Below are 25,759 nucleotides of genomic sequence, written 5' to 3'. Positions count from 1 at the left end.
TTGTGTTAAAGTCTTGTTCTTAATTACTTTAACCATGATTTGGTAGGGCTGTTCCAGCAGCTCTACCTATTTACATGGTTCTGAATTGATTTTTACTACTTTACCATTGATTTCATATTTTATTGGGATTGAAAAACTTATTATTTCTAAAAGTTCATTGATTTTTAAATCACTATAAGTACCAGTCAGCAAGCAGACATTATCTGGAGATCCTTCCAACTGAATTTTAACACCATACCAACTTTCTATTTTCTGCGCTACTTCGCCTATATCATCATTATAAAACACCAGTTTATTATCCACCCAGCCGAAATGCTCCGATACATTTTCAATTTCTGAATGGCTCAAAATATTTGCAGCAAGAATAGCTTGCTCACCCTGCTTTAGAAACATCTCTTCATCTTGCTCATGAAGGACCTTTACCAAACCTGACTTCACCCCGACAGCTTCCTGCTGCCCAGACATAGCATCAATAACAAAAGAGGTTCCCAATACCGTAGTGGTAAGATTTTCTGTTTTAATGGTAAAAGGCGAAGACTCATTTCTTTTCACCTCAAAAAATGCCCTTCCAATCAACTTTACATTTCTGTGCTCCTCGAAATTCTCAACTACCTGAAGAATAGTCTGCCCATCCAAAAGCACCTTACTTCCATCATTCAGCGAAACAGATTTTCTTTCCCCGTTTTCAGTTTTGTATTCTATATATGACAATTCAGTTTGATCATTGGGAAGAAAATAAAAAAGAACTGAAACCACCGCAGCCAGTAGTACAAGCGACGCAGCCATTTTAGCCAGCAGAAAAGAGTGTTCTTTGTCCACCCTTTTCTTTATTTCAAATTTCTCCAAAGTTTCTTGATAAAATTTCAATTTGAAATCCTCTTTGGACAGATTAGTATACACCAATGGAAGTTCTTCCTCGAAGGAAGCATACCACTGATCCAGAATTATTCGTTCCTCAGATGAAAGATTTCCCTGAAGCGCTTTATCTATCAGCTTTTTTAATTCTTGATTATTAGGTGTTTCTTCTTTCATATATAGGTAAGTGAGAAAAATCAAAAATCACTACCTCTATTCTTGGTAAATTATAAGTTAAAAAGCCAGACTATTGCTTAACAAATTATTAACAATAAGCAACCAACATTGCACATTATTCAACATCAAGAAGGAAAACCCATCTAATAAGAATTATTAACTGTAAATTTATAAAAAATCAATATATTAAAATTATTTTACGCCAATCATAAAATAATAGCTTAACAAAACCAAATTCAAACACAGAATACAAACATTTTTATTTGATCTAATCACACACCCTATGTTCAAAAAAAATTACAGTTTCAACCATTCCTATGAATCAAATGAGCTGGTCGCTGAGATTTGTTTAGTCCAAAACAACTTTAAAAAAAAAGTTGCTAAACTTTAATATGTGAAACGGCACAAGCCAGTTTTAACAATAAGGGCTTATTGATTTTACTCAAAAAACACTATAAGGAACAAAACTACCATAGGGCTATAATCCTTAAGTTCCGTCCTAAGCGTGGAAAGAGTCTTATGAAGATTATTAAATATGGTCTGCTCTGAAAGATTTAGTTTCTCCGCGATTTCCTGACTATTCAAGCCTTCATAGCGGCTCATTCTAAAAATGACCTGTTGTCTTTCTGGCAATTTTTCCAAAGCAATCTCAAGTACATCAAATAATTCGTTAAAAGCTAAATTATTATCTGTATCGGTATGTTGAAAGGTCCCACTGACATCAAATTCTACTTCTATCCTATTTTGTTGATAAAGTTTAATAACATGATATTTTACGGCTGTATGGAGATAGGATTTCAGACTGGTTTTGATTTCCAAACTATGCCTACGGTTCCATATATCAGCCAAAACATCCTGAACAATATCCTTACTTTGATCTTGAGACTTAATTCTCTTTAGTGCAGCTGCAAACAACGATTCCCAATAATGATCAAACAGCAGTTTAAATGCTATTTGATCATCCACTTTTATTCTATCTAATATTTCCTTATCGCTGCTGTAAGTATACATCTAAAAATTTTTAACCAAATTAAGTTAATCATTAAGCCTTAATTTGCATAATCGATGTTATTGTTTTATTAAAAGTACAAATATTTTCAAAAAATCAAACTTACTTTTGGTTTCTCACATCCAATCGGCCTCCTCTATTTATCCCTTGGAATTAGACTCTGCAGTAATTAGGATGCCGATTGATATTAACTTTATGATCTTACGGGAAAAACTTATCTAATTTAATGGGTTCCAAGGTATATCCTTCCTCTTGCAATAATCTTATCAAACCAGTTTTATATTGTAGGTGAGAAAGTCCAACGGCAATAAAGCAAGAGCCTTCATTTATCTTATAACTTAATTTTGGCAGCCAAATTGAATGTCTTTCAAGGGTTCCTTAATAACTTCTACTTTTACTTTCTGTTTTAATTTCAAGTCGTTTTGTAGGGAATTCATATACAACTCCTCGTCAAACCACGCTGACTTTACATCATTAGCATTAATTTTTTGATTAATAAAATAAACAATAAGATCAGCCATTAACCCATAGTCTTGCTTTTTTGCCCTTTTCGCCATTTCAATTGGCTCATCCAATCCATACAACTGTTTGACAGCAGCAAAAAGCGATAATGATACCTGAAAAGTAAATTTAGGGGTTTAACAAACAATTAACCTTTTCTTTATACTGCGTTTTTTTGATGACTTATGTTTTTTTCTATTCTTGTTAGATGAATTCTATAATTATAGTGTACATCTAACTATAAAAGCAACTAATTTACTATTTCAATTGTCGGACAAAACACTAAATATTAATTCTCCCCAATTCATTGACTTGCTCAAAAAAGATGAAGACAAAGCTTTTGAATTACTCTTTAAGCTGTACTATGACAAACTTTTTCACCTTGCCAAACCTCATCAACAATCAAGCGGATACTCAAATTGGGTATGGATATTGTAATTAATGTGATTAAATCCTTTTTAAGGTTAATCTCTATACCTTTACAACCTTCGAGTAATAATTGATATTTTTCTTCAAGTCATAAAAAAACTATTGAAGGAAAAGGTTAAGAATTGAAAGTCTTCCTTCCTCCAATAGCTCTATAATACCTCGACATGAATCATCTCAACATTGTATTCATTCTAAAAACCCAGCACACCATAACAACAAGTAAACAATGTCTGACCCTATACTAATTACTACAAGATTCATAGACCTCTCATTGGCCTATAAGGATCTCAACAGGCCCCAATAAACCAGATGGTTCCAATGGGATGGTTTCTCTAGGTCTCCCTTTGTAATCATTGATTAATCTAATATTTGTATTCGTATAGGGGTCGTCCACCTTTCCCAATTCTTCACCTGCTACCCTGTTGTACCATGAGTTCACCACTTTAATTTCTATTATATTTTTACCGGTCTGGAGTTCGTTAGTAACCTCTACCCTGAAGGGTTTTGTCCATACTACTCCCTTATTCAACCCATTGATTGATACTTCGGCAATTCCCACATCCTTTACATTATTCAATTCCAAGTAGTAATTACCTGACTCAATGGGACCAAATTCCAATTCAAATTCCTTGGTATAAACAACTGGTCCCGAGTAATATTTGATTTTAGGATCAGAATGAGAAGACCAGTCAAATAGTTCTGAAACCTTAATTTCTCCTACTCCCTTAAAATCTGTATTGAAATTCAAGTTCCATTCTCCTTTAAGTTCTTGAACTTTCTGGTAATCCTTAAAATTTTTCGCTTCATTACTCATGAAATCCGTACTTCCCGCATTAGCAAACACAACGAACAAAGCCTCATACGGTTCCAAACTAATTGGTAAGCTAGTTAAACCATTTCTTTGGGAGAAGACTTCAGCTTCCCATGACTTCCCTTCCAAAGGATCCCAAAACTCTGGACGCTTCCCATCAACACGGAATTCAGCTGTAAATTTCTGAAAGGCCGGACTTTGATTAATAACAAAGTATACATCTTCGTCATCCACCATATAATGTATATAATCAATATTTCCATCAATATTTTCAAGAACCCTAAAATCAGTGGCTACATCTTTACTAAGCAAATAATCCTTGGAACTCCACCCCCATGCTATAGTTCCTTTGCCTACCCCTCGCTCTCCTTTACTTGCTTCTGCTTTTCCCCATATTTTATCCACAAGTTCAACAAAACGTGCTTCTCCTTCGTTACCTTTCACAAGGCTCACCATTTTTTCAGGCTTTGAACCAAGAACTGTAGCTCCGCTTTCAAGGAGTAAATTCACCTTTTCTAACGCCCTCAAAGAAAGCACCTCATGATCAGGGAGAACTAATAGCTTATAAGAAAGACCGCTTGGAACAATCACTTGTTTTCCTTTAACCTTTAGCTGCATCAAGGCAGATTCGTCTGTCACATCATAATCAAATCCAAACATCGCACCTGCAGGATCTGTATATTTGTACGGAAAAATATTTGGCACATGATCTCCATAATAGTAAAGGACATCGGCTACAAAATCACCATTTTGTACCATTAGCTGCACCCTATGCATATAGTCAATAAATGAGCCTGATTGATCCCACCAAGTAACCTGTGGATTAATATGGGTACCTGCAAAATATTCTTGACCAGGAAAGCCCATCTTGGATGGAGAAGAAGTGAACGTATGGAAGTATATCCTGTTAAGTCCAGAGCATATCCCTTGGTCAAAAGCTGGTTTTTGATCTTGCCAAAGCTCGTCATTCCAATGAGGCCCTATCGTAGTAAAAGATTCTGCTCCGACGATCCTTTTACCAAGAATATGTGCCGCTGAAGAAGCTTGTTTCACAAAAAACCTATTATTAGGATTTGGACGGTGTGGAGAAGGTGACCAAAATTCAGTCATAACAATATCACTAAATCCATAATTCTTAATACCGTCCATAGGTCCCGCATGCGGTCCGGCTGACTCGGGTTGAATTCCCATTCCGTATTTATGGGCATATTCTTGGAATACTGCATAATGGTTGTACGCCACCAGGTCACCAATTGTCTTCCTGAAATCAGCAAGAAATGAAAGTGAGGTATCCATGTCCTTTACCACATAGCCAGCAACAATTGGAAGGTATTTTAACAATTCATAGTCTCTATACTTAGCAAATTCCTCTGGAAAATCACGCGTCCAATTCATCCCCCCACATTCCCAGCTGTCCGTTTCCATATATTTTAATGTTTTCCCAACGTGATGCCCTGATGCTTCCAAAATTGGGCTTACCACATCTTCCCAATAAAATTCAAAAGCTTCACGGCTCATATAATCAAGCACATTTCCTTGCCATTCTCCGCTAGAAGTTGATACTTCGGCATCTGTACAAGTATACCCAATTCTTATCAAAGCCCATTCACCATCAGGTACCTCCCATTCTAATCTTCCCTCCTCATTCATATACTTGCTTACATCTTTAACATCTTCCGGGTTTATAATATATGCATCAGAAGGAAGCTTTTTTTGAATACGAGGATTGTTTTCCAACAAAAAACGAGAATCAGGTGCAGACCCTCCTAATTCATGGACTGCTAACTTATAATCTAAGTCAAATATAGGCTCAGGAGCCTTTTGTGACTCATGAATAGGAAAAGCCAAGACGACAACATCCTTGTAATAACCTTTTCTGGTAAAAGGTTGTTCAAGAACAATTTCTCTGTTTCTTTTTTTATTTACCCTTATTTCGGAATATGTCAATTGCTTAGCTGCGTGTTCAGGCATTACTCGTGGCCCTCCTAAATTCCATCCGCTTTGAATATTAAAACCAATCTCTAGGTCCAACCGCTCTGCTTCATCAAGTGCAAAAACAAATAGCTCGTTCCAAGCATCATTTCCAAACAAAGGTCCTGAAGGAATATCGACATTTCCCCGCTGATTATGCCCTCCTGCATCAAAAATCATGGCTCCATGAAAGTTTCGCGACTTCATCGCTTCTAAATCTTTTGTTATCGCATTTTTATCTACATTTCCATTGAGCCACCACCACCAACAATTCACACCATATTCTGAGGGAGGAGAGCTAAAATTTTCCCTCAGATATTCAATAGAACGATCATATTCTTGCGCGTTTAATTTCCCTCCCACAAAATAAAATAATATTAAAATCACCTTTAAAAGCAGTCCAAAAGTTTTTATCATATTAATCATCTGTATTATTTTTTATGACTTTTCGATTATTTACAAAATTTCCAGTAAAGCAACTGATCAAAGAATCACCCATGATTTCAAAAGGTCCTTCTTTGATCAGCAATTTTTAAAAATAAAAACCTTATCTTATCCAACCTTCATTTTGGTACATCTCCACATCCTTATTTCGGTCAATAGCTGATTGTGGAATGGGCCACAAATTATAATCAAAAGTAAGGGTACTTTGCACGTGAGGATGTAGGGCATATTTCTTTATACGATCAACTGCAACTGTTCCGCCCATCCGAAGTAATGTATGCCAACGACTTTCTTCTACGAACAGTTCTCTTGCCCTTTCATCTAAAATAAGGTCTAAATCCACCTGGTCAGAAGAAAACAAAATATTACATTTAGCACGCATCCTAATTTTATTGATATCATCCGCGGCTTTTTGTAAGTCGCCTTTTCTATAATAAGCCTCGGCTCTCAATAAAATGGTTTCAGGTAAACGAATCACATATTTATCTCGGAATATATTACTTCTATTCTCACCTTGATCTAATCCAATAAATTTGTCTGTGGTTAATTTAAAGAATATCGGGAATATCCAACCTCTTCCTTCATTGGTTGCATCAATAACACTTTGAGGAACTTTTTTTCCAAATAAATCCGGATAATTTGGATCGTTATAATAAATATCTCGACTTATATTGTGCGGAGCGTTTCGCATATCACCAGCTGAAATATTTTCTTCCCAAATAATATCTTTTACTAATGGGGATGGTGCATAAAAAGCTACACCGCGTCCACCTGCATCCTCAGCCACGCCATCAAAACCTTCAATAGCCCTATACACTGGAGAGAAGTTTCTTGGATAATTCAAGTATGAATCGCCATCCTCCGCAATAAATGCATCGAAATCTACTTGCAAAGTCCAAATGCTCTCTAGATTACCATCAGAATAATTTTGGTTGCCTGACCTGAAAAGATCCCACCAAACGTCTGCTCCACCAGTGACAGTGTTCTCTTCATTTCTTCTCTCCCCAAAACGAGATTGCATAAGGCTATAAATATCCCCATCAATAATTTCCGATGCATAACTGATGGATTTATCAAAAGCTACTTGATCATTGGTTTCCGTGCCTAAAGCCAAATAAAATTCACTCAAATAATGTAGAGCAGCTCCTTTAACTATTCTACCTGCCTGCGTAGTCGTTTCGGGCAAATCAGGAAGAATTGCTTCAAGTTCATCTATTGCAAATTGGTAGGTTTCCACTCTAGTACTCCTTTTAAAATCATAACGGGGTTCTTTTACCAATTCTTCAACAATCGGAACCCCTCCAAACAATTCGGCTAACATTCCATGTGCGTAAGCTCTAAAAAAGCGTGCTTGTGCAATAATATAAGATCTAATCTCCTCTGAATTAAAAGATATATTCTCTTCACCTGCTGCTTGTAAGGCAGTGTTTGAAAGCGCTATTAGCTGATAATAAAAATCATATACTGATTCGAATTGAGCACTTTCTGGGTTGATACGGCTATAATCAGAAAAAGAAGAGGATATTCTAAACTCGGGCGCATCTAGCACATCTGTACCCAAGCCTTGCATCTGGGCATTAAAAAACTTGAATCTTCTCAGTCTAGAATACATTGAAATCACAACCTGATCCACTTGATCCCCTGATGAAAAGATATTTTCGACAGTATAAAAAGTTTTAGGGTTCTCCTCTAAAAAGTCATCATCATTACAACTTATAATTCCAATCAAAATTATAATTAGGAAAGTTTTTTTATATAACGTTTTCATAATTGCACTTTGTTTATTTTGGGATTAGAAACTTACTTTTAGTCCGGCTGATAAGATTCTCGGAACAGGATATGTTCCACTGAACGCTTTAATACCTGCTTCAGGATCCCCTCCTCCGTACCAATTAGAAAATACATGCAAATTTTTCACACTTGAATAAATTTCCAGAGAATTTATTCTATACTTTTCCAGCATAGTCTTTGGGAATCTGTATGAAAGATTAACATCTTGAATACGAACAAACCCTTGGGACTGAAGCCCTAAATACCTATTTCCTACATAATCAGGCCTTAGGTAAGTGTTGCTCTGATTTTCTGGAGTCCACCAATCATGATCCAGTTCATTGGTATCAAAGCGGTCCCTAAAAGAATTGTGAATAGGATTTTCCCGCAAATAAAAGTTATCCTTGGAACCTCCAAAAACACCTGTCATCATTACATAAAGACTAAAGTTTTTATACTCAATGGTATTAGAAAAACTTAATCTAAAATTCTCCTTTCTATACCCCAATATGGTCCTGTCATAATCTGCTGTGATGATCCCATCAGGCTTCCCTTCAGGGCCACTAATGTCTCTAAATTTAGGGTCCCCAGGTACAGCACCGACATTTTGGATATATTCGGTATCGCTTTCCTGGACAACTCCTATATAATCGTACCCATAGATTGCTCCCAAAGACTTTCCTATAAATAATCTGTTTGAGATATCATCATCTTCTTTCCCGTCACCGTCATTATCATCACCATAAAGACTGATAATTTTGTTTCTATTCTTCCAAAAGATCATTGCAGATGACCACTTAACCTTAGTATTATCTATATTTATAGATCTTAAAGTAAGTTCCAGACCACGATTGTTGACCTGTCCCAAACTGGAAATAATACTCCCAAAACCAGTCATTATCGGAAGTTCTCGCTGAAATATTTGATCAGTTGTTTTAGAATAATAAAAATCAAGATCAAAGGACAAACGGTTATTTAACCACTCTGACTGAAACCCTCCATTAAAAGCGGTAGTAGTTTCCCATCCCAAATTAGGACTTGCCAAATTTGATTGTTGTACTCCATAAAAAACCTGGGAAGGCATATCTCCAAACGTATATCTAATACCTCCATCGCTTCCGCTACGAACCCTGGCAAGTGATCCATATGGACTAACACCCTGATTACCATTCTTTCCATAAGAAGCCTTAAGCTTAAAATAATCCATCACTGCTATCCCTTTCATAAAATCCTCTTCAGAAATAGTCCATGCCAATCCGATTGAAGGAAAATCCCCCCATTTATTTCCATTGCCAAAAACTGATGAGCCATCTCTTCTATAAGTAGCAGAAATATGATATTTATCTTTAAACGCATAGTTAACCCTGCCCAAATAACCAATATTCGCCCTTTCTACTACATCCAAGTTTACACGTTGAACAGCTGCTTTATGAATACCATTTACCCCCAATAAGGTATTCCCATTTTGAGAATAATCACTTCCAGTAGCGCTACTAAATTTTGTCCGCATAAAATCTCTGGTTGCGACCAATGTCAAGTCGAAATAGTGTTTATCTATATTTTTCTTATAATTAAGAATATGGTCATAGACGTATGAAAAAGTACTAGTTCTATTGTTATATCCATTTGCTTGGGAAAGTCTTTTTGAAAGTTCTTCTGGTGAATACCTATCAATATATGGTTGTTCTAGTTGCTCCCCTACAAAATAATCTTCAAAATAGAAGCGGTCCTTAACATCAAAATCGGAATTAAGGGATAAATTAAAACGATAAGTAAGACCATCAATTTTTGGAACACTTAATAGACCATATGTGGCAAATCTAAAAAAATTCCTTACATCAACATCCTCAATGGTACCTTGCGTTCCCCATAGAGGATTGGTAAGAGAAGAGCCAGTCGGATACCGTTCTAAACGTGTTCCCGAAGCACCATTCACATCTTCTGGCATATTATTCCATCTATAAGGATACCCAAAAGGTGGCATTACATAAGCATTGGATACACTGGCTCCAATTCCTGAATAATCATTCCTGTTATAGGTACCATCAACCCCTACTTCTAACCAATCTGTAATACTTGCATCAAGTTTAGAACGAACAGATATCCTCTCAAACTGATCACCAACAATTGCCCCTTTATTATGATTATATCCTCCAGAAAAGTAATAATTAACTGATTCTGACCGTCCTGAAACCCCTAATTGGTAATTCTGGAAAAAACCATTCCTTGATATCAAATCCATCCAGTCTGTATTTACACCTTGTGCAAACAGGCGCGTCCTAGTGACATCATCAAAAATAATTTCTGAAGGATCATCAATTGAAGGGGTTTGAGCCACGTATTTTTCTGTCCACCTCTCCAAATCCATCATTTTAGGTGGACTTGGCCACTGATTTGCGCCTACTGAAGTATTAAAACGTATAATAGGTTTAGTGGTCTTTCCCTTTTTTGTGGTAATAGCAATAACCCCATTGGCAGCCCTGGATCCATATACAGCAGCTGAAGATGCATCTTTCATTACATCCATCGATGCTATATCCTCAGGATTAAGATCAGCAAGATCACCCAAATAAATAATCCCATCTAAAACTATTAATGGATTGTTTGAACCATTAATTGAATTCTGCCCCCTGACCAAAATACTGGGAGTAGTTCCGGGAGACCTTTGAATCCCTACATTAAGACCCGCCACCTGGCCTTGAAGAGATTGTAATACGTCTGTATTAGGTGAATTAGCAAGAGGAGAATTCTCTATATCAACAGTGCTGAATGCCCCAGAAATATCTTTTCTTCTTGCTGTACCATATCCTACCACCACTACCTCTTCAAGGCCCTGCAAATCAGGCCCCATACTCAGATTAATCACTGATTGGTTACCTACCTTTATTTCCTCCTTTCTAAAACCTACGAAACTAAATACAAGTACGTCTTCACTTTTTACCTCAAGGTCATAGGCTCCATTAATATCTGTCACCGTGCCCTTTGAACTATTCTTTATCAAAATATAAACACCCGGAATTGGTTCTCCTTCCTCATCTTTAACAACTCCTGAAATTGCCCTTGTCTGGGCAAGTAATGGTAAAGCTGCTACTAACATTAAGATTAGTAAAACTATTTTTTTCATAAATGATTATTTTAGGTTTCCGTTTTAAAGATTGCTGAGTCATTGTTCAACTCATTTCAATTATTTGGTCATATTGTTATAATTTTGTCTTAAGCTGAAATAAGCATCACTGCTTTTTATATTTTTTTGATCAAACCCATCCACTCCTGTAACTGAGGACTTCTTTACTTACAAGTCTATTTCACCAATAATGCTCATTAAAATCTGGAATGGTCAATCATTAAAATTGTTCTCTTAACTCCAAATCAGTAATAATCAAAAGCATGGGCAACTACCTTTTCTAAAATAGTTTTTTCCTTACCTAGTATAAGATTTAACTACTTCAATTTAAGTCCTTTGGAAAATTTCAAAAGCATCATATCGTGATTGGAGAATTAACGTACTCTTCTCTTTTTATAAAGATATTAGATGACAATTTTCAAAACCATAGTCACTTTATGCAATATTTTAAACTTTTTGATCATACCATTTCATGTTAGCCTGAAAATAAATTGTATTTATCTTTGACTAATAAAGCATGTCTTATGATATGTTAACTAATGAGATACGCTGATAAAGTGTGTCTTCTTTTCCAATACCCTCTTCCCCTCTATAACTTGGTTAGTTTAAATAATTTCCATATCCAATTACCACTGTTGACACCATCAAAATTATCACTCCAGCTATTATCGTTACCTTTGTCTTTTGGGAAGTACCGTTCCATTCACCAATAACCCATCCCCAGATATTAGAAACAAGAATAATAAAGCTCATATGAAGGCTCCAGCTAGCAAAATCAAGCTGTCCCATTTGTGTGGATCCCATTCCATAAAAGAAAAACTGAAAATACCAGATAGTGCCAGCGGATATGCACAATAACATATTTGAAAAGGACTGGAACTTGCCTACTTTCCTAATTATATCTATAGATCTTCTTTTTTTTATCTGATATCCACACCATGCAATATTGCTAGTCAATCCACCAGCCATGATGACAAAAAATAATGCACTGTTTGAAAGAAGAGGACTTGATGCCATATGCTCCGTTGCCAAGGTAATTTCTTTTCCCGATGCGATACCCAAAGCAAAGCAAGCTGATAGCAAACCGGAAATCGCAGCAACAGATATCCCTTTTTGATAATTAAATTCTTCCAAAGGGCCACTTTTTTCTCTTGATTCCAACTCTCTTTCCTTTAACTTTCCTGCCTTTCCTATCAAAAATGTTCCCAAAACCCCTAAAAAGACGCCTGACAAACTAACTTGCCCAGCCAATGTTTCTCCCAATTGTAAGAAACTACCGTCCATAAAAACAGGTATCAATGTCCCAAATATCGCAGTAAGTCCTAAAGTTACAGCCATACCAAGTGCAATCCCCAAATACCTCATCGACAAGCCAAAGGAAAGTCCTCCTATACCCCAAAGAACCCCAAAAACATATGGCCATTTCAACTGTTCCAGAACAATTAAATCCAATAATTTCATAGGCTCACCGTATACAAAAAAGACCACGCATAACGGCACAATTAACCACGCAAAAATTCCCCCAAACAACCAATAAACTTCCCAGGGCCATTTTTTTAAAACCTTGTAGGGTAGGTAAAAACTACCTGCAGCCACACCTCCTAATGCATGAAACATCACACCCAAAAACGGATTCATATTGTTCTTGAAATTTGATTATACATATTTTTCAGCTGATCTTTCATATAGAGATTATTGGACCATGGATCACTCAATGGCTCTAATGTAAATGGATGACGTACCGTGTAGGGATAAGGGCCAAATTCAGGAGAAAAGGTCATAAACTTCCTTTCATTCCTAATAAAACTCTCCATTATCCGCTTCCACCAATACGAAAAAGTATTTATTTCTTTCTCCCATTCAGAAGCTCTCGGATCAGTTATCTGAGGTCCTTGTGCATATCCAATTCTAGCATGCGTATGCTCTGTCCTAGAAATAGCAAGTTCCATAGTGTCTTTCTGGTCCTCCAATAAACTTTCCGATACATTTACCCAATGGGAAAAGTCTGCATTAATTTTCAGATATTCCAACTCCTCCATGTAGCGACGAGCAACAGGCGCGCTGTATAATAGACGTCCACGATGGGTTTCATGAGCTATTGTAACCCCATATTTCTGCCCTATTTCTTCTGCTTCTTCAAAAACCCTGCAGCCATCTTCAAAGTCCCAATAGTCTTTTCCTGTGTGAGAATTTATGACCAGAGGCCGGAAGGATGCAGCTACTTCTAGTTCCTTTCTTAGAGACTGAATATACTCTTTTGCAGTATTACCTGTCGCAACATATTGATGTACTACCAGTTTCAAATCATATAAATCAAGGAGACGTTTAAGAAGACTTCGATCAGTATGCCTTTTGGGAACCCCAATTTCGACTGCATCAAATCCTCCTCCTTTGATTTTGGCCATCATCCCTTCAATTCCAAGATGATCTAGCCCCCACCAAGGGCAACAACAAATTAATTGTGTCAAAATGTTAGGTTTTAACTTGAGACGCGGAATAAATCAACGGATTTTGATCGTTGTCATTCATCACCTCACCTATATTCAATCTTTTAAAAATCTCATCAGTCAATATATTTTGTATTCCATTGAATACTGCACCATCAGGCATAAAAGCACATGTCATCGCCCTTCTAAAACCAGGAGTCATATTGGGTCCAGCACCATGAATACACAATCCATTGTGAAAAGAAGCACTCCCTGCTTTCATTTCAGCACAGAATGGCTTCATCTTGGCCAATTCTGGATAGAATTGAAAAACCGCATTCATATTCTTTGTAATCCCTGGATTTTCGAAAGTTGTTTTTTGGTGGGAGCCTGGTATAAAATAAAGGCACCCATTTTCAACAGTAGCATCATCCAATGCAATCCATATTGATAATGCATTCCTATCGCTAAACGACCAAAAGGGAGTATCCAAATGCCAAGCCGTAGGATTTGCCCAAGGTCTTTTTATCAGTGCCTGATCATGCCAAACCCTAATTCCATCTACTCCAGCCAACTCTGAAGCCATCTTCCCAATTCTATGATCCAGCATGAGTTTTTTTACTCTATCGTTTGTTTGCCAAAGATTCAAGAGTTGATCAAAAACATTACTAAAGTATTCAGGATCTTCATTATTTCCGTCATCATCATCTTTCATGATATCTCTGCCAGGCATTTTCAGCCCATTTCTATTTTTTACCGCTTCTGCTACCGCTTCTCGCCATTCCGCTAATTCTTCTTCATTCAAAAAATTCTCCTGAATAACAAAACCATCAGTCCTAAATCTACTTATTTGTTCTTTCGTTAGTGATATATTCATTTTTTTTTACTTTACTTTAACTATTTTACATCAAATTATTTTCCAAATATCACCAACAACCTTATATTTATCCATAATCATTTTGATTAAAAAAATATACTATTTGACAATGAATAACTATTTCAAATATTTATCTAAGCTCAATGACAAATCATGGGGTATAAACATCATTACCTGTGGACATTATTATGGAGAAAAAGGAAACTCATATCCACCATTGGGACACCCTAAGAGCCATAGTTTTTCTTGGGAGGAAGGAAGAGAGTTGGATGGCTGTTACCTCATTTATATCCCTACTGGTAATGGAGAACTAGAAACTAAAAATATCAAGCGAAAAATTCTCCCTGGTGATATTATGAAGATATATCCAAATGAATGGCACCGTTATAGGCCAGACAAAGAAGTAGGGTGGGAAGAGTACTGGATAGGCTTTAAAGGAGATGCTCTGGAAAAATACTTATTAAGTAGCCTATTCCCAAACAACACTTCAGAAGTAGCCAACATAGGACATCATGATGAAGTTATATATCTTTTCAATCAAGCATTAACACTTGCTACAAAAAACACATCAGGTTTTACTAAAATTCTAACAGGAATTGTTTTCCAACTAGTTGCCTACATCGAGCACCCTGGTTATCAAGCCTTACCTGGAAAAAAAGAAGATTATATTTGCGAGGAAGTAATAAGTTTAATTCGTCAACATTTTAGAAAAGGAATTGACTTTCAGCATCTAGCAGGAAATTATGGTATAAGCTATAGCCATTTCCGTAGACTATTTAGAGAAAAAGTAGGGCTTGCACCACAGCAATTTCTAATTAATGAAAGAATAAATTATGCAAAAAGGCTACTTTCCACTACAAACCTCACAGTAGAAGAAATATCTGAAAAATGTGGCTTCCAATCCGTATTCTATTTTTCTAAACTATTCAAGAAAAAAGCAGGGTATAGTCCAAAAAAAATAAACTTGGATTATTAGAATACATCCGATATTTATATTCTATTGGAACTGACACAAAATTAAATTTACTCAAACCCATTTCTATTGGTAACGAAATTCGCTCGATTTGAATATCTAGTCTAAATGTGGCATGAGGCTCCATGTCCTAGACATTCTACCTACCTAAGGTGAAGTCTGCCTATTTTTCCATCAATTGAAATACGCATAACATCAATGATGATCAATAGAAACAACCACTACCTGTTAGAAAACTAAGAAAACAATATTGAATTTCGATATGTGAAACAATAGTAAATACACATATAAAAATATTTGATGGAAGCATTTTCAAAGTAAAAATTTAAGCCTTAAGTAAATATATCTCTATTTTCCAATTACTTAAATCAATTCCAGTTTGAGAAGAGACCTCTCTTCTTCAACTATAACAAATCCAGATTTTTTTTATCTTAGCCATATTTCTACTTCACAAAATGGTTTTATGTCAAAAAGAACTACAATAAAAGACATTGCTAAAATCTTAAAAATATCTTCCTCCACAGTATCGCGGGCCCTTTGTGATTCATATGACGTAAATCCTGAAACTCGAGAAAAAGTGCTAAAGTTGGCAAAAAAACTGAATTACAAACGTGATTTTGGAGCAGCAGGATTAGCAGGAGGAAAGACTCACAATATAGGAATCATTTTACCTCATATCACAGTTCATTATTTCTCGATGATTATTACCGGGATTCAAGAAATAGCCTTGGCCCAAGGGTATAAAATCATTTTATATGTAACTAACGATTCTCCGCAACTGGAAAAGGATGTCTTATCCGACCTCAATGTGCAAAACCTAGATGGTTTGTTAGTTTGTGTATGCACTGGTTCAGAATCCAGGAGCTATTTTGAACAGATCATAGAACAGGGTACCCCCATTGTGTTTTTTGGTCGAATCTTAGATAATATACTTGCCTCATCAGTACAACAAGACAGTTACAATGGGGCTTTTAAAGCTGTTGAATATCTTATCCAACAAGGGTATAAAAAAATTGCGCATATAGGAGGTCCCTCCCACCACTTGTTTACTCAAAAACGGCTATTAGGTTATACCGATGCTCTAATAAAACATGGAATGGAATTGAATCCTGAATGGATAATCCAATCTGGATTTTCACAAAACAATGGTGAACAAGATATGGAGACACTTTGGAGCTTAGAAAAAAAGCCAGATGCTGTATTTGCTGTCAGTGACAGAAAAGCTGTAGGGGCAATATTGGCCTTAAAGCGCAATAATGTTCAAATCGGTAAAAACTTTGGAGTAATTGGATTTACAAACGATCCCATGTCCACCATCATCTCCCCGACCCTGTCTACCATAGCTGAGCCTGCCTTTGAAATAGGAAAACAAAGCTGTGAATTGCTCTTAAGACATATTGCGAACAAAAATAAAATCCAAACCAGGGAAATCGTATTATCTGGAGAATTGATTGTAAGGGAATCCACTAATAGAGACAATTAATACAGCAAACAAAAACTCCCCGACTTATTAAAAAAGCCATGCAAACCTGCGGGAACGTTCCCGTAAATATTTACATGTATTACCTTGTTTCCCTAGGCTCCACAGCTTAATTTTTCAAAAGATTAAATTTTACAATTGATAAAAGTAAAAGTATGAGCCATAACCGTCGTATTTTTTTAAAAGGATTAGCTTCTGTAGGCGTAGGTTTGTCCATAATCCAATCCCCTAAGCTCGGTTTAGCCCAACAGCTGGAAGACTTACCTAAAGGAAAGCGAGTTGGGATCATAGGCTTGGATACCTCCCATAGTCTTGCCTTCACAAAAGCTTTCAATTCCCCAAATCCTGATCCAAGTATCAAAGGTTATCGGGTGGTTGCTGCCTATCCATATGGGAGCAAAACAATTGAATCCTCTGCCAAACGTATACCTGGGTACATTAAAGAAATAAAGGAATATGGAGTCAAAATTGTCAATTCCATCGATTCATTATTGGATCAAGTAGATGTTGTACTTTTAGAAACAAATGACGGACGCCTTCATTTTGAACAAGCACTCCCTGTAATAAAAGCTGGAAAAAAACTTTTTATCGATAAACCCATCGCGGCATCACTTTCCGATGCAAAAGCCATTTTCGAGGCGGCAGATAAAAATGGTGTACCAATTTTCTCTTCTTCCTCTCTTCGTTATGTTAAAAATATTCCAGATATCGTTTCTGGAAAACTAATAGGAAATATCACTGGAGTAGACACCTATAGTCCTGCTATTATCGAACCTACACATCCCGATCTGTTCTGGTATGGCATCCATGGAGTTGAAATGCTTTTTACCATCATGGGACCTGGATGTATGCAAGTATCACGCGTGCACACGCAAGACACCGATATGGTGGTTGGTATATGGAAGGACGACCGTATAGGCACATTTCGTGGTATACGAAGAGGAAAACATGCATTCGGAGGGATTGCTTTTGGTGAAAAAGGCCAAGTAGCAATATCACCTTATGAAGGCTATCTACCACTACTCTACCAAATAGCTGAATTTTTCGATAGTGGAGTCCCCCCAGTCAACCCCATTCAAACCTTGGAAATTTTAGCTTTTATGGAAGCGGCAGATGAAAGTAAAAAGCTTGGAGGACAATCCGTTTCAATTCCCCAACTCACGTAAAGTAATATAGGCCATCAAGCCGATACTTAGCTCTATAGCGCTTTCATCTATATCAAAGGTGGATGTATGCAGGTCCGAAGTAATTCCCTTGGACTCATTGCCTGTTCCCAGTCGGTAGAAACAGGCATTGGTAGCTTGGGAATAAAATGCAAAATCCTCCGAGGCCAACCAAAGGTCTAAATCTACCACCTTTTCTTTACCAATAAATTCTTCTGCATAAGCCCGTATTTCTGAAGTTAATTTGGGTTCATTTTCTAGAAAAGGATATCCCTCACGTATTTCAAAGCTACAAGTGCCTCCCAAGCTATTCGCAATTCCCTCTGCCATTTTCTTCATGCTTATATGTGCTTCCTTGCGCCATTGTTCATCAAGGGTACGGAAAGTTCCTTCTAAATAAACTTCATCCGGTATTATATTGGTAGCTCCATTGGCTATAACTTTTCCAAATGACAATACACTGGGCATCGTGGGGTTAGCTATTCGGCTCACGACCTGTTGTAAAGCGGTTATTATTTGAGCAGTTATTACCACTGGATCTATGTTTTGTTGGGGCTGAGCACCATGACCGCCCCTTCCCATTACCCTTACAAAAAGTTCATCATTGGAGGCCATGTACTTTCCTGACCTAAAGCCAACTTTACCCTTAGGAAGCTCCGGCATTACATGTTGTCCGAGTACTGCTTGGGGTTTGGGATTCTCCAAAACCCCTTCCTCAATCATAATTTTGGCTCCCCCTGGGGGACGCTCTTCTCCTGGCTGGAATATAAGCTTTACGACTCCCCCAAATTCAGGTTTTAAAGATTGTAATATTTGCGCCACTCCCAATAAAGAAGCGGTATGTACATCATGCCCACAAGCATGCATTACACCTTTATTTATTGAACCATATTCCCTTCCTTCAATCTCAGTAATTGGGAGAGCATCCATATCTGCACGGAGTGCGATAACTTTGTCAGATGCTAATTCACCCTTTATTTCCGCCAAAACACCAGTCTTAGCCATACTAGTAAATGAAATACCGAGCTTTTCAAGCTCGGTTTTCACATATTTACTTGTTTGAAATTCCTCAAACGACAATTCTGGATTTCGGTGCAAGTATCTTCTCTTTGCTATTATATCACCAGTAATTTCCAGAGAAATTCTTTCTATTTTATCCTTTAAATTCATTGATTATCAAATGAGGCCATTTTACCAGTCAAGAACAAATGAACAAACTCATCATCGTTCAATTCAGGGTAATCTTGATAGACACGATCAATTTCTTCCAATTGCCCTGGGGACAGCTTTTCATTTGGATTCAAACACCATATACCTTTAAGGAGTCCTTGCCTTCGGAGCACCTCATGGATCCCAGGTATACAACCATGAAATGCATTAGCTGGATCAAATAATGCCGCATTGACATCTGTAATCTTAATTCCTTTTGTCAACAAATTCGAGGCTGTTTTAGGATCAGGGTTTTTCTTATAAGCTTTCACTTCTTCTAATAACTCCACTGCTTTTCGAGTCCATACTGCCCAATGCCCTAGTAATCCACCACGAAATTCAACAATGACATCCTGCCCTCCGACCGGGAAAGAGTAATCAGTAAGTAAATCTGCCACTATATTATCATCATTTCCAGTGTACATAGCAATTTCTTCCCTTCTTGAAGAATTAGCTACAGCGCGCATTACATCAAGTGTCTGATAGCGGTTAAATGAAGCACATTTGATAGCCTCAACACCTTCGATTTGGACTAATTTCTCCCAGAAGTCATAAGAAAATATCCTGCCTCCAACAGAAGGCTGAAGGTAGAAACCAAAGACAGGAATAACCTTTGCAACCTCTGCAGTACGCTCCAAAATCTGCGACTCTGTCCATCCCTTTAAGCCCCCCATACTAAGAAGACCAATATTATAGCCCAATTTTGTAGCTATTTCAGCTTCTGACACAGCCTGCTCTGTAAGCCCGCAGATTCCTGCCACCTTAATAAAAGGCCTTTCTAGATGCGCTTTATCAATCTCCTCTGTCGCCAAGGCTAATATTTTTTCAAATAGGCCAATACCAGGATCCCTGATTTCAAATTGGGTGGAATGAACCGCAACAGCTACTCCTCCTGCTCCGCTTTGGATATAATACTGTGTCAATTTACGTTGACTTTCTTCATCCAATACACGATTTTCAGTTAAAGCCAATGGGTGGGCTGGAATTACAGTACCATCCAATAATAGCCTCTTAAGTTCTTTATTCAGTGCCATTAAAATTGTCCTTTTCGTTCTTGGAAATGAGTAGGTTTACCAAATTCGTCGCCTCCATTGAGCAACCAAGTTGCGGTAATGTCGATTATCTCCCTAATTGTTGTTCTAGGATAACCAAACAAGCGGTGGCATTCAGAAGCATTATTAAGTAGAGCGGTTCCCTCTGCTTCAAATTGATATATAGGTTCTTTTCCGAAAAACTTACCAAACTCTTTGGCTATCCATCGTGTGGACAAGGTTTCCGGACCAGTAACATTCAGCAATTTTGCAGGTGATTCGCAATGCAACAATGACCTTATGGCAATCTCATTTGCATCCCCCTGCCAAATAACATTCACATTTTCTGTCCTGAGATCTATGGGGTTCCCCTCTAAAACAGATTTGGCAATTTCCATAAGCACTCCATACCGGAAATCCACCGCATAGTTAAGACGATAAATCAACATTGGAGTATGGTTCTTCTTTGAAAAATACTGGAAAATGCGTTCTCTCCCTAAGCATGACTGGGCATACTCTCCTATTGGTTCAGGTATAGCCTCTTCATCTACTCCTCCCTCATTTAGCTTTACAAAAGGCAATACATTTCCAGAAGAAAATGCGACTATATTGGCCTTTTTAAATTTTTCGGATACACGTCCAGGCAAATAAGTATTCATCGCCCAGGTAAAGTCCTCATTTCCTGTGGTACCAAACTTATGGCCAGCCAAATAAATAACGTTTTTCACCTCGGGCAAAGATTGCAAGCTCTCTTCATTTAGCAGGTCGCAAGCAATCGGCATAACACCATTTGCCTCCACTTCCCTTTTAGCCTCGGGATTGCTAAATCTAGAAACTCCATACACCTTGGTATCCTTTCCCGCCTCTGCAATGGCGTCAACTAGCAGTTTTCCCATACTCACTCCCATCTTTCCTCCAATGCCAAGCAACATTACATCCCCTTCCAGTTTTTTAACATCATCAACTAATACCTTTGAAGGGCGCGTTAGTGATGCTTCCATTTCTTTTAAATTCATAATATTTATAAGAATAATACGTTAAAATTTTTTATCGCTAAAAACAAAACCAATACAATACCTATCAATCCTGCCACCCGCTGAAAAGCATTGTTTTTCTTTGCGCCCATAATTTCTTCACTATTGCCTACCCAATAAATGGATATCCCTATAAAGGGCACTAGGAATATGGTAACGCTTTGCGCCAGTACTATCAATTCTAAGGGGAGTTTTCCAAAGGCAATAGCAATCGCAGCCCCAAAAACCATTACAGCTGCAATGCATATTTTCACATTATTATTGTCCAAACCATTTTTAAAACCCAAAGCATCTCCCAACATGGAACCTCCAAGGGTTGCATTTCCTACCAATGATGAAAATGATGCGCCAAAAAGGCCAATAAAGAAAAGCTCACTGGCCAAAGGGCCAAACAATGGGGCTAGGGCCAAACCCATTTCTGACGCAGAGTTGACTTTGATACCTTGAGGATGCAATACCGTAGCAGCACAAATCAACACCACCGCACTCATCAAGCCCAGTATCACTATACCAACAGTGCTACTTAGTTGGGCATATTTTGCGTCAAGCTCCAAACCTGATTGGTTTTTTCTCTTTTCTTGAATCAAATAAGACTGATAAAAGGCACCAACAAGTGAGAAGCATGAGGCAATAAAAGCGATAATAAGCCCTTCAGATTCATCGGGAATGCTTGGCTTAATTCCCGAAAACACATTTGGAAGAGAAGGTTGAACTACGATGGCAGTAACAGTGAAACATAGAAGCATCAATATTACCAGCGCCAACATTACTTTTTCCATCATTTTGTAAAACGACCGGAAAAACAACAATAATATTCCCAAAATATTGAATAGGACTATCCAAATCTTTGCATCAGTACTAGTAGCTTCTCCAATGGCGATTCCCAAGCCTGTCGAATTCCCTGCCTGGAAAGAAGTGGCTACCAAAAAAATACCTCCACCAATAAAAAGACTCCCCAATTTCCCTGTCTTTATACGAATTAGGCTTAATAAGGACTCTTTGTTATGCTGCCCTATACGCGCACTCATATTGGTAAATACCATCATAAAGAAAATAGCTACAATAATGGTCCAGATCAAAGAGTATGAAAAGTCTGCCCCCATTTTTGAAGTTATGGTCATCTTGCTAGGGCCAAATACCAAAGCAGCTGTAATCACACCAGGCCCAAGTACCGAAAGCCAATTAATATTTTTCTTCCCCACCATTTAATCTTTTTTTCTATAGTTGGTTACTTCTTTTGTTAATATCTGCCTGCCATTGCCAAACTCCATATTGACGTAATTTATAATGGCTGAAAGCTCATTATCCTTTAAAAAGGCAAAACTTGCCATAGGCTGATTGTATTTCACACCATTGATTTCTTCTTTACCATTTGTACCATTCAGGAGGACATCAATAAACAAAGAGGTATTATTAATTCTCCGGGAACCTCTTAATGGAGGGAAATTTCCCGACACTCCCTTTCCATCTTCCTTATGACAAGAGGCACAATAGTTTTTATAGAGCACTTTCCCGTCTTCACTTCCAATTACCTCTGGTTCATCCTCGACTATGTACTCTACATCATTAGGGATACTTGATACTCCCCTAATACGTAATATCCGATCATCTACACCCAAAGGAAATCCGGGTTGGGGATTCCAATCACGGTTACTAGTAGATATAAACACATCGCCATTTGGTAGAACAAGGACATCTCGAATACGTCCATATCTATCAGAAAAGAATACTTTTTCATTTGTTACCTGAGTACGCTCACTATTTAGCGACAACACCCTAAAAGTTTGACTTTTCAGTGTCCCTAATAATAATGTATTTTTCCAGGAAAGAATTTGATCACCAGCGTAATGAGCTAGTCCTGCTGGAGCTATGACAGGAGTCCAAGACTTTATTGGCTGGCTGAAACAGATGCTATCTGAGATAGTCAATTCATCAGTAGTATCATGCTTACCTTCAATAAGGGGCCATCCATAATTATGAAGCGCTTGGATAAGGTTAATTTCATCTTCAATAGCATCCCCATGTTCGGAAGTAAAGATATTGCCCCTTTCATCCATAGTGAGACCTTGCATATTTCTAAATCCCCAAGAAAAAACATAGCTTCCCTGTATTGGATTGTCTTCAGGTATTCCTCCATTTATGTCAAGTCGAAGAATCTTCCCATTGAGGGTTAATGAGTCTTGAGCCTGTGTATTATCAGCCACATCACCAGTAGCCCAGTAAACGACATCTTGATCATCAATGAACAACCTAGCACCATTATGGCCTGTATAACCTCTGACTATCAGTAGTTTTTTTGGAGCTATCAATGCATCACCAGTATAAGTATAGCGCACTAGGTTGGAAACAACCTCCGAACCTTCCTGTGAAGTATAGTTTAACAGAACATAAGGATTTGTTTCTTTTCCCTTCTGAATGGCAATATCCAGTAGTCCTGTAGTCCGCTTCTGAAAGACATCATCCAATACCAATAAAGTGGATAATCTACCTGTGGACAAATCGAGTTGCTTTACAGCGCCAGTTATTTCCGTAAAAATTATCTTGTTTCCCCAATGATCCATTCCCCAAGGAACATCTAAGCCCTCAGCGACAGAAGAAACTTCAAGATAGGAGCCTTCTTTAAGCTTGACATAATCAACTATTTTAGTCCTTTGGAATTCCTGGGATTCCTTTTGACAAGAAATCAATAAGATAATAGACAAAAATGCCAAGTAGTGCCTAATTCCCGTCATTATCACAACTTCCCTTCTTTTAATTGTTCCATAGCATAATTGGCCGCTCTTGCAGTTATGGCCATGAAGGTCAAGGATGGGTTTTGGTTCCCCACACTGCTCATACATGCTCCATCGGTTACAAATACATTTTTGACCAAATGCAGTTGGTTATAAGCATTCAACAAAGAGGTCTTAGGATCATGCCCCATACGCACCCCTCCTACATCATGGACCTCCAGTCCGGGTTGTCTGCCAAAATCTATATGTTGATCATACTTCTTGATATTTTTTGCTCCCACCTTTTCCAACATATCCATACCCTCTTCCAAAAAATCTTCCATCATTGCCACATCATTATCTGTATATCCAATGGACATGATCATTTGGGGTAATCCAAACTTATCCTTTTTATCCTCACTCAATCGAACATGGTTTTCATATATTGGGATTACCTCCCCTTGCATCATCATCGACACCCTCCATTTCCCAGGTAGGGTTAATGCATCTTTAAAAGCTGCTCCTATAGTTTCCTTTGACCCTACTCCCCGACCCCTAGAAGCGGAAAATGCGATCAAATAAGACCCTTTAAAATTTGGTGCCGCTTGATGAATGTTTTTAAAAGCAGGCATGAATATCTGTGTGGGTCTACGACCATAATAATAAGAATCTTCAAAGCCGGGGAACTCTGCAGTGAGTCGGCCTCTGTAATTGTGAAAAGCTATATACCTTCCGAGCAAACCATTGTCATTTCCGAGGCCATTTGGAAATCGTTCAGACTTTGAATTCAAAAGGATGAGGTTAGTATTCAAGGTCGCTGCATTCAAGAATATCACTTTTGCCCGATAAGTCTTTGTGGATTTATCATGGGCACTTATAGTCCGTACCCCTGTAGCTTTTTTTGAAGATTCATCATATTCAACCGACTCTACAATAGTATCGGTAACTATGGTTAAGTTGCCTGTTTTTTGGGCAAAGGGGACGGTGGAAGAATTTGAACTGAAATAGGCCCCAAATGGACATCCGCGCGAGCACAATGAGCGAGCCATACATTTGCTCCTACCCTGTGATCTTTGAGTTTCTGTCAGCTCTGCTAGGTTGGCGCACCGACCAATAATGGCTTTTCTATCCTTATAATGTTTATCAATCCTATCCGCTATTACTCGTTCTACCCGATTCATTTCAAAAGCTCCTACTACCTCACTGTCTGGCATATTTGGAATACCATCTCTATTTCCTGCAATGCCTACAAAACGCTCTACATGGCTATACCAAGGGGCTAAGTCTGCATAACGTATCGGCCAGTCAACACCATAATTATATTTCTTAGGTGCTCCAAATTCATAATCACTCCAACGTTGTGTTTGCCTAGCCCATAGTAATGACTTCCCCCCAAGTTGAAATCCCCTGATCCAGTCGAAAGGTTTTTCCTGTATATATTCTTGATCCTCATCATCTATATAAAATTGCCGGGTAGATTCTTTATATGCGTAATGCTTACTAATCAATGGGTTTCCTGTTTTATCTTCCATGGTTTGCTGGTCCCGATGTGCTAATTCCCACGGATGTTTTGTCGCTGTAGGATAGTCCTTGATATGCTCTACCATCCTACCACGCTCAATCAATAAGGTCTTAAAGCCCTTTTCAGTAAATTCCTTGGCTGCCCAGCCCCCACTGATGCCAGAGCCAACAACGATTACATCATATAAATTTTCTTCTCTTGGATCCATATTAAGAAATCAATTGTTTTATGGTATATTTTAA

The 25,759-nt window shown here is 37.8% G+C and carries 19 protein-coding genes; 3 read left to right on the top strand and 16 right to left on the bottom strand.

The window, feature by feature from the left end; translation table 11 throughout:
* Positions 1 to 66 precede the first annotated feature (66 nt).
* The 10 genes from KMW37_RS07160 to KMW37_RS07115 form a co-directional block, all read right to left on the bottom strand.
* On the bottom strand, positions 67 to 1,032 hold the full coding sequence (locus tag KMW37_RS07160) for a FecR family protein (RefSeq protein WP_215223937.1): 966 nt from the start codon (positions 1,030 to 1,032) through the stop codon (positions 67 to 69).
* Positions 1,033 to 1,470: 438 nt separating this feature from the next.
* Positions 1,471 to 2,043, bottom strand: coding sequence for an RNA polymerase sigma factor (locus KMW37_RS07155; protein WP_215223936.1), 573 nt, complete (start codon positions 2,041 to 2,043; stop codon positions 1,471 to 1,473).
* Between the two features lie 199 nt (positions 2,044 to 2,242).
* A complete protein-coding gene (locus tag KMW37_RS22645; RefSeq protein ID WP_394369607.1) occupies positions 2,243 to 2,350 on the bottom strand; it encodes a hypothetical protein in 108 nt (35 codons plus the stop codon).
* A 29-nt stretch (positions 2,351 to 2,379) separates the two neighbouring features.
* A complete protein-coding gene (locus KMW37_RS07145) occupies positions 2,380 to 2,616 on the bottom strand; it encodes a hypothetical protein (RefSeq protein WP_215223935.1) in 237 nt (78 codons plus the stop codon).
* Between the two features lie 623 nt (positions 2,617 to 3,239).
* A complete protein-coding gene (locus tag KMW37_RS07140; protein WP_215223934.1) occupies positions 3,240 to 6,170 on the bottom strand; it encodes a glycosyl hydrolase in 2,931 nt (976 codons plus the stop codon).
* A 130-nt stretch (positions 6,171 to 6,300) separates the two neighbouring features.
* Positions 6,301 to 7,965, bottom strand: coding sequence for a RagB/SusD family nutrient uptake outer membrane protein (locus KMW37_RS07135; RefSeq protein WP_215223933.1), 1,665 nt, complete (start codon positions 7,963 to 7,965; stop codon positions 6,301 to 6,303).
* A 24-nt stretch (positions 7,966 to 7,989) separates the two neighbouring features.
* Positions 7,990 to 11,091: a SusC/RagA family TonB-linked outer membrane protein gene (locus tag KMW37_RS07130; RefSeq protein WP_215223932.1), complete on the bottom strand. Its 3,102-nt coding sequence runs from the start codon at positions 11,089 to 11,091 to the stop codon at positions 7,990 to 7,992.
* A 600-nt stretch (positions 11,092 to 11,691) separates the two neighbouring features.
* Positions 11,692 to 12,729: an L-rhamnose/proton symporter RhaT gene (locus KMW37_RS07125; RefSeq protein WP_215223931.1), complete on the bottom strand. Its 1,038-nt coding sequence runs from the start codon at positions 12,727 to 12,729 to the stop codon at positions 11,692 to 11,694.
* Positions 12,726 to 13,559, bottom strand: coding sequence for a sugar phosphate isomerase/epimerase family protein (locus tag KMW37_RS07120; RefSeq protein WP_215223930.1), 834 nt, complete (start codon positions 13,557 to 13,559; stop codon positions 12,726 to 12,728). Before KMW37_RS07120 ends, KMW37_RS07125 begins: the two co-directional genes overlap by 4 nt.
* 4 nt (positions 13,560 to 13,563) lie before the next feature.
* Positions 13,564 to 14,394 (bottom strand): phytanoyl-CoA dioxygenase family protein, encoded by an 831-nt coding sequence (locus KMW37_RS07115; protein ID WP_215223929.1) that lies wholly within the window; start codon positions 14,392 to 14,394, stop codon positions 13,564 to 13,566.
* 82 nt (positions 14,395 to 14,476) lie between these two features.
* Here KMW37_RS07115 and KMW37_RS07110 point away from each other — a divergent pair, with 82 nt between their 5' ends.
* The 3 genes from KMW37_RS07110 (at position 14,477) to KMW37_RS07100 (ending at position 18,013) form a co-directional block, all read left to right on the top strand.
* Complete coding sequence (locus KMW37_RS07110; protein WP_215223928.1) at positions 14,477 to 15,370, top strand: AraC family transcriptional regulator; 894 nt, start codon at positions 14,477 to 14,479, stop codon at positions 15,368 to 15,370.
* A gap of 460 nt (positions 15,371 to 15,830) precedes the next feature.
* On the top strand, positions 15,831 to 16,850 hold the full coding sequence (locus KMW37_RS07105) for a LacI family DNA-binding transcriptional regulator (protein ID WP_215223927.1): 1,020 nt from the start codon (positions 15,831 to 15,833) through the stop codon (positions 16,848 to 16,850).
* A 152-nt stretch (positions 16,851 to 17,002) separates the two neighbouring features.
* Positions 17,003 to 18,013 (top strand): Gfo/Idh/MocA family protein, encoded by a 1,011-nt coding sequence (locus KMW37_RS07100; protein WP_215223926.1) that lies wholly within the window; start codon positions 17,003 to 17,005, stop codon positions 18,011 to 18,013.
* Here the strand turns inward: KMW37_RS07100 and KMW37_RS07095 are convergent.
* Genes KMW37_RS07095 through KMW37_RS07070 form a run of 6 tightly spaced genes read right to left on the bottom strand, consistent with a single transcriptional unit; the run spans position 17,993 to position 25,725 of the window.
* A complete protein-coding gene (locus tag KMW37_RS07095; protein ID WP_215223925.1) occupies positions 17,993 to 19,180 on the bottom strand; it encodes a M20 metallopeptidase family protein in 1,188 nt (395 codons plus the stop codon). The two genes, KMW37_RS07100 and KMW37_RS07095, sit on opposite strands and share 21 nt — an antisense overlap.
* Positions 19,177 to 20,253 (bottom strand): dihydrodipicolinate synthase family protein, encoded by a 1,077-nt coding sequence (locus KMW37_RS07090; protein ID WP_215223924.1) that lies wholly within the window; start codon positions 20,251 to 20,253, stop codon positions 19,177 to 19,179. Before KMW37_RS07090 ends, KMW37_RS07095 begins: the two co-directional genes overlap by 4 nt.
* Positions 20,253 to 21,251: an NAD-dependent epimerase/dehydratase family protein gene (locus KMW37_RS07085; RefSeq protein WP_246581383.1), complete on the bottom strand. Its 999-nt coding sequence runs from the start codon at positions 21,249 to 21,251 to the stop codon at positions 20,253 to 20,255. The genes KMW37_RS07090 and KMW37_RS07085 overlap by 1 nt, the downstream gene beginning before the upstream one ends.
* A 20-nt stretch (positions 21,252 to 21,271) precedes the next feature.
* Positions 21,272 to 22,489, bottom strand: coding sequence for an Nramp family divalent metal transporter (locus KMW37_RS07080; protein ID WP_215223923.1), 1,218 nt, complete (start codon positions 22,487 to 22,489; stop codon positions 21,272 to 21,274).
* Positions 22,490 to 24,016 (bottom strand): PQQ-dependent sugar dehydrogenase, encoded by a 1,527-nt coding sequence (locus KMW37_RS07075; protein WP_215223922.1) that lies wholly within the window; start codon positions 24,014 to 24,016, stop codon positions 22,490 to 22,492. It abuts the gene before it with no gap.
* Positions 24,017 to 24,018: 2 nt separating this feature from the next.
* On the bottom strand, positions 24,019 to 25,725 hold the full coding sequence (locus tag KMW37_RS07070) for a GMC oxidoreductase (protein WP_215223921.1): 1,707 nt from the start codon (positions 25,723 to 25,725) through the stop codon (positions 24,019 to 24,021).
* Positions 25,726 to 25,759: the final 34 nt, after the last annotated feature.

The organism is Echinicola shivajiensis (assembly GCF_018642165.1).
GTDB classification, from domain to species: Bacteria; Bacteroidota; Bacteroidia; order Cytophagales; family Cyclobacteriaceae; genus Echinicola; species Echinicola shivajiensis.
The sequence above is the reverse complement of the archived record's forward strand: the minus strand, read 5'-3'. Positions and strand labels throughout refer to the sequence as shown.

Coding starts and splice junctions, on each gene's coding strand:
- KMW37_RS07115 (WP_215223929.1), bottom strand. CDS start 14,394: ATGAATATATCACTAACGAAAGAACAAATAAGTAGATTTAGGACTGAT.
- KMW37_RS07125 (WP_215223931.1), bottom strand. CDS start 12,729: ATGAATCCGTTTTTGGGTGTGATGTTTCATGCATTAGGAGGTGTGGCT.
- KMW37_RS07080 (WP_215223923.1), bottom strand. CDS start 22,489: ATGGTGGGGAAGAAAAATATTAATTGGCTTTCGGTACTTGGGCCTGGT.
- KMW37_RS07075 (WP_215223922.1), bottom strand. CDS start 24,016: ATGACGGGAATTAGGCACTACTTGGCATTTTTGTCTATTATCTTATTG.
- KMW37_RS07095 (WP_215223925.1), bottom strand. CDS start 19,180: ATGAATTTAAAGGATAAAATAGAAAGAATTTCTCTGGAAATTACTGGT.
- KMW37_RS07085 (WP_246581383.1), bottom strand. CDS start 21,251: ATGGAAGCATCACTAACGCGCCCTTCAAAGGTATTAGTTGATGATGTT.
- KMW37_RS07105 (WP_215223927.1), top strand. CDS start 15,831: ATGTCAAAAAGAACTACAATAAAAGACATTGCTAAAATCTTAAAAATA.
- KMW37_RS07155 (WP_215223936.1), bottom strand. CDS start 2,043: ATGTATACTTACAGCAGCGATAAGGAAATATTAGATAGAATAAAAGTG.
- KMW37_RS07160 (WP_215223937.1), bottom strand. CDS start 1,032: ATGAAAGAAGAAACACCTAATAATCAAGAATTAAAAAAGCTGATAGAT.
- KMW37_RS07140 (WP_215223934.1), bottom strand. CDS start 6,170: ATGATAAAAACTTTTGGACTGCTTTTAAAGGTGATTTTAATATTATTT.
- KMW37_RS07100 (WP_215223926.1), top strand. CDS start 17,003: ATGAGCCATAACCGTCGTATTTTTTTAAAAGGATTAGCTTCTGTAGGC.
- KMW37_RS07070 (WP_215223921.1), bottom strand. CDS start 25,725: ATGGATCCAAGAGAAGAAAATTTATATGATGTAATCGTTGTTGGCTCT.
- KMW37_RS07130 (WP_215223932.1), bottom strand. CDS start 11,091: ATGAAAAAAATAGTTTTACTAATCTTAATGTTAGTAGCAGCTTTACCA.
- KMW37_RS07135 (WP_215223933.1), bottom strand. CDS start 7,965: ATGAAAACGTTATATAAAAAAACTTTCCTAATTATAATTTTGATTGGA.
- KMW37_RS07090 (WP_215223924.1), bottom strand. CDS start 20,253: ATGGCACTGAATAAAGAACTTAAGAGGCTATTATTGGATGGTACTGTA.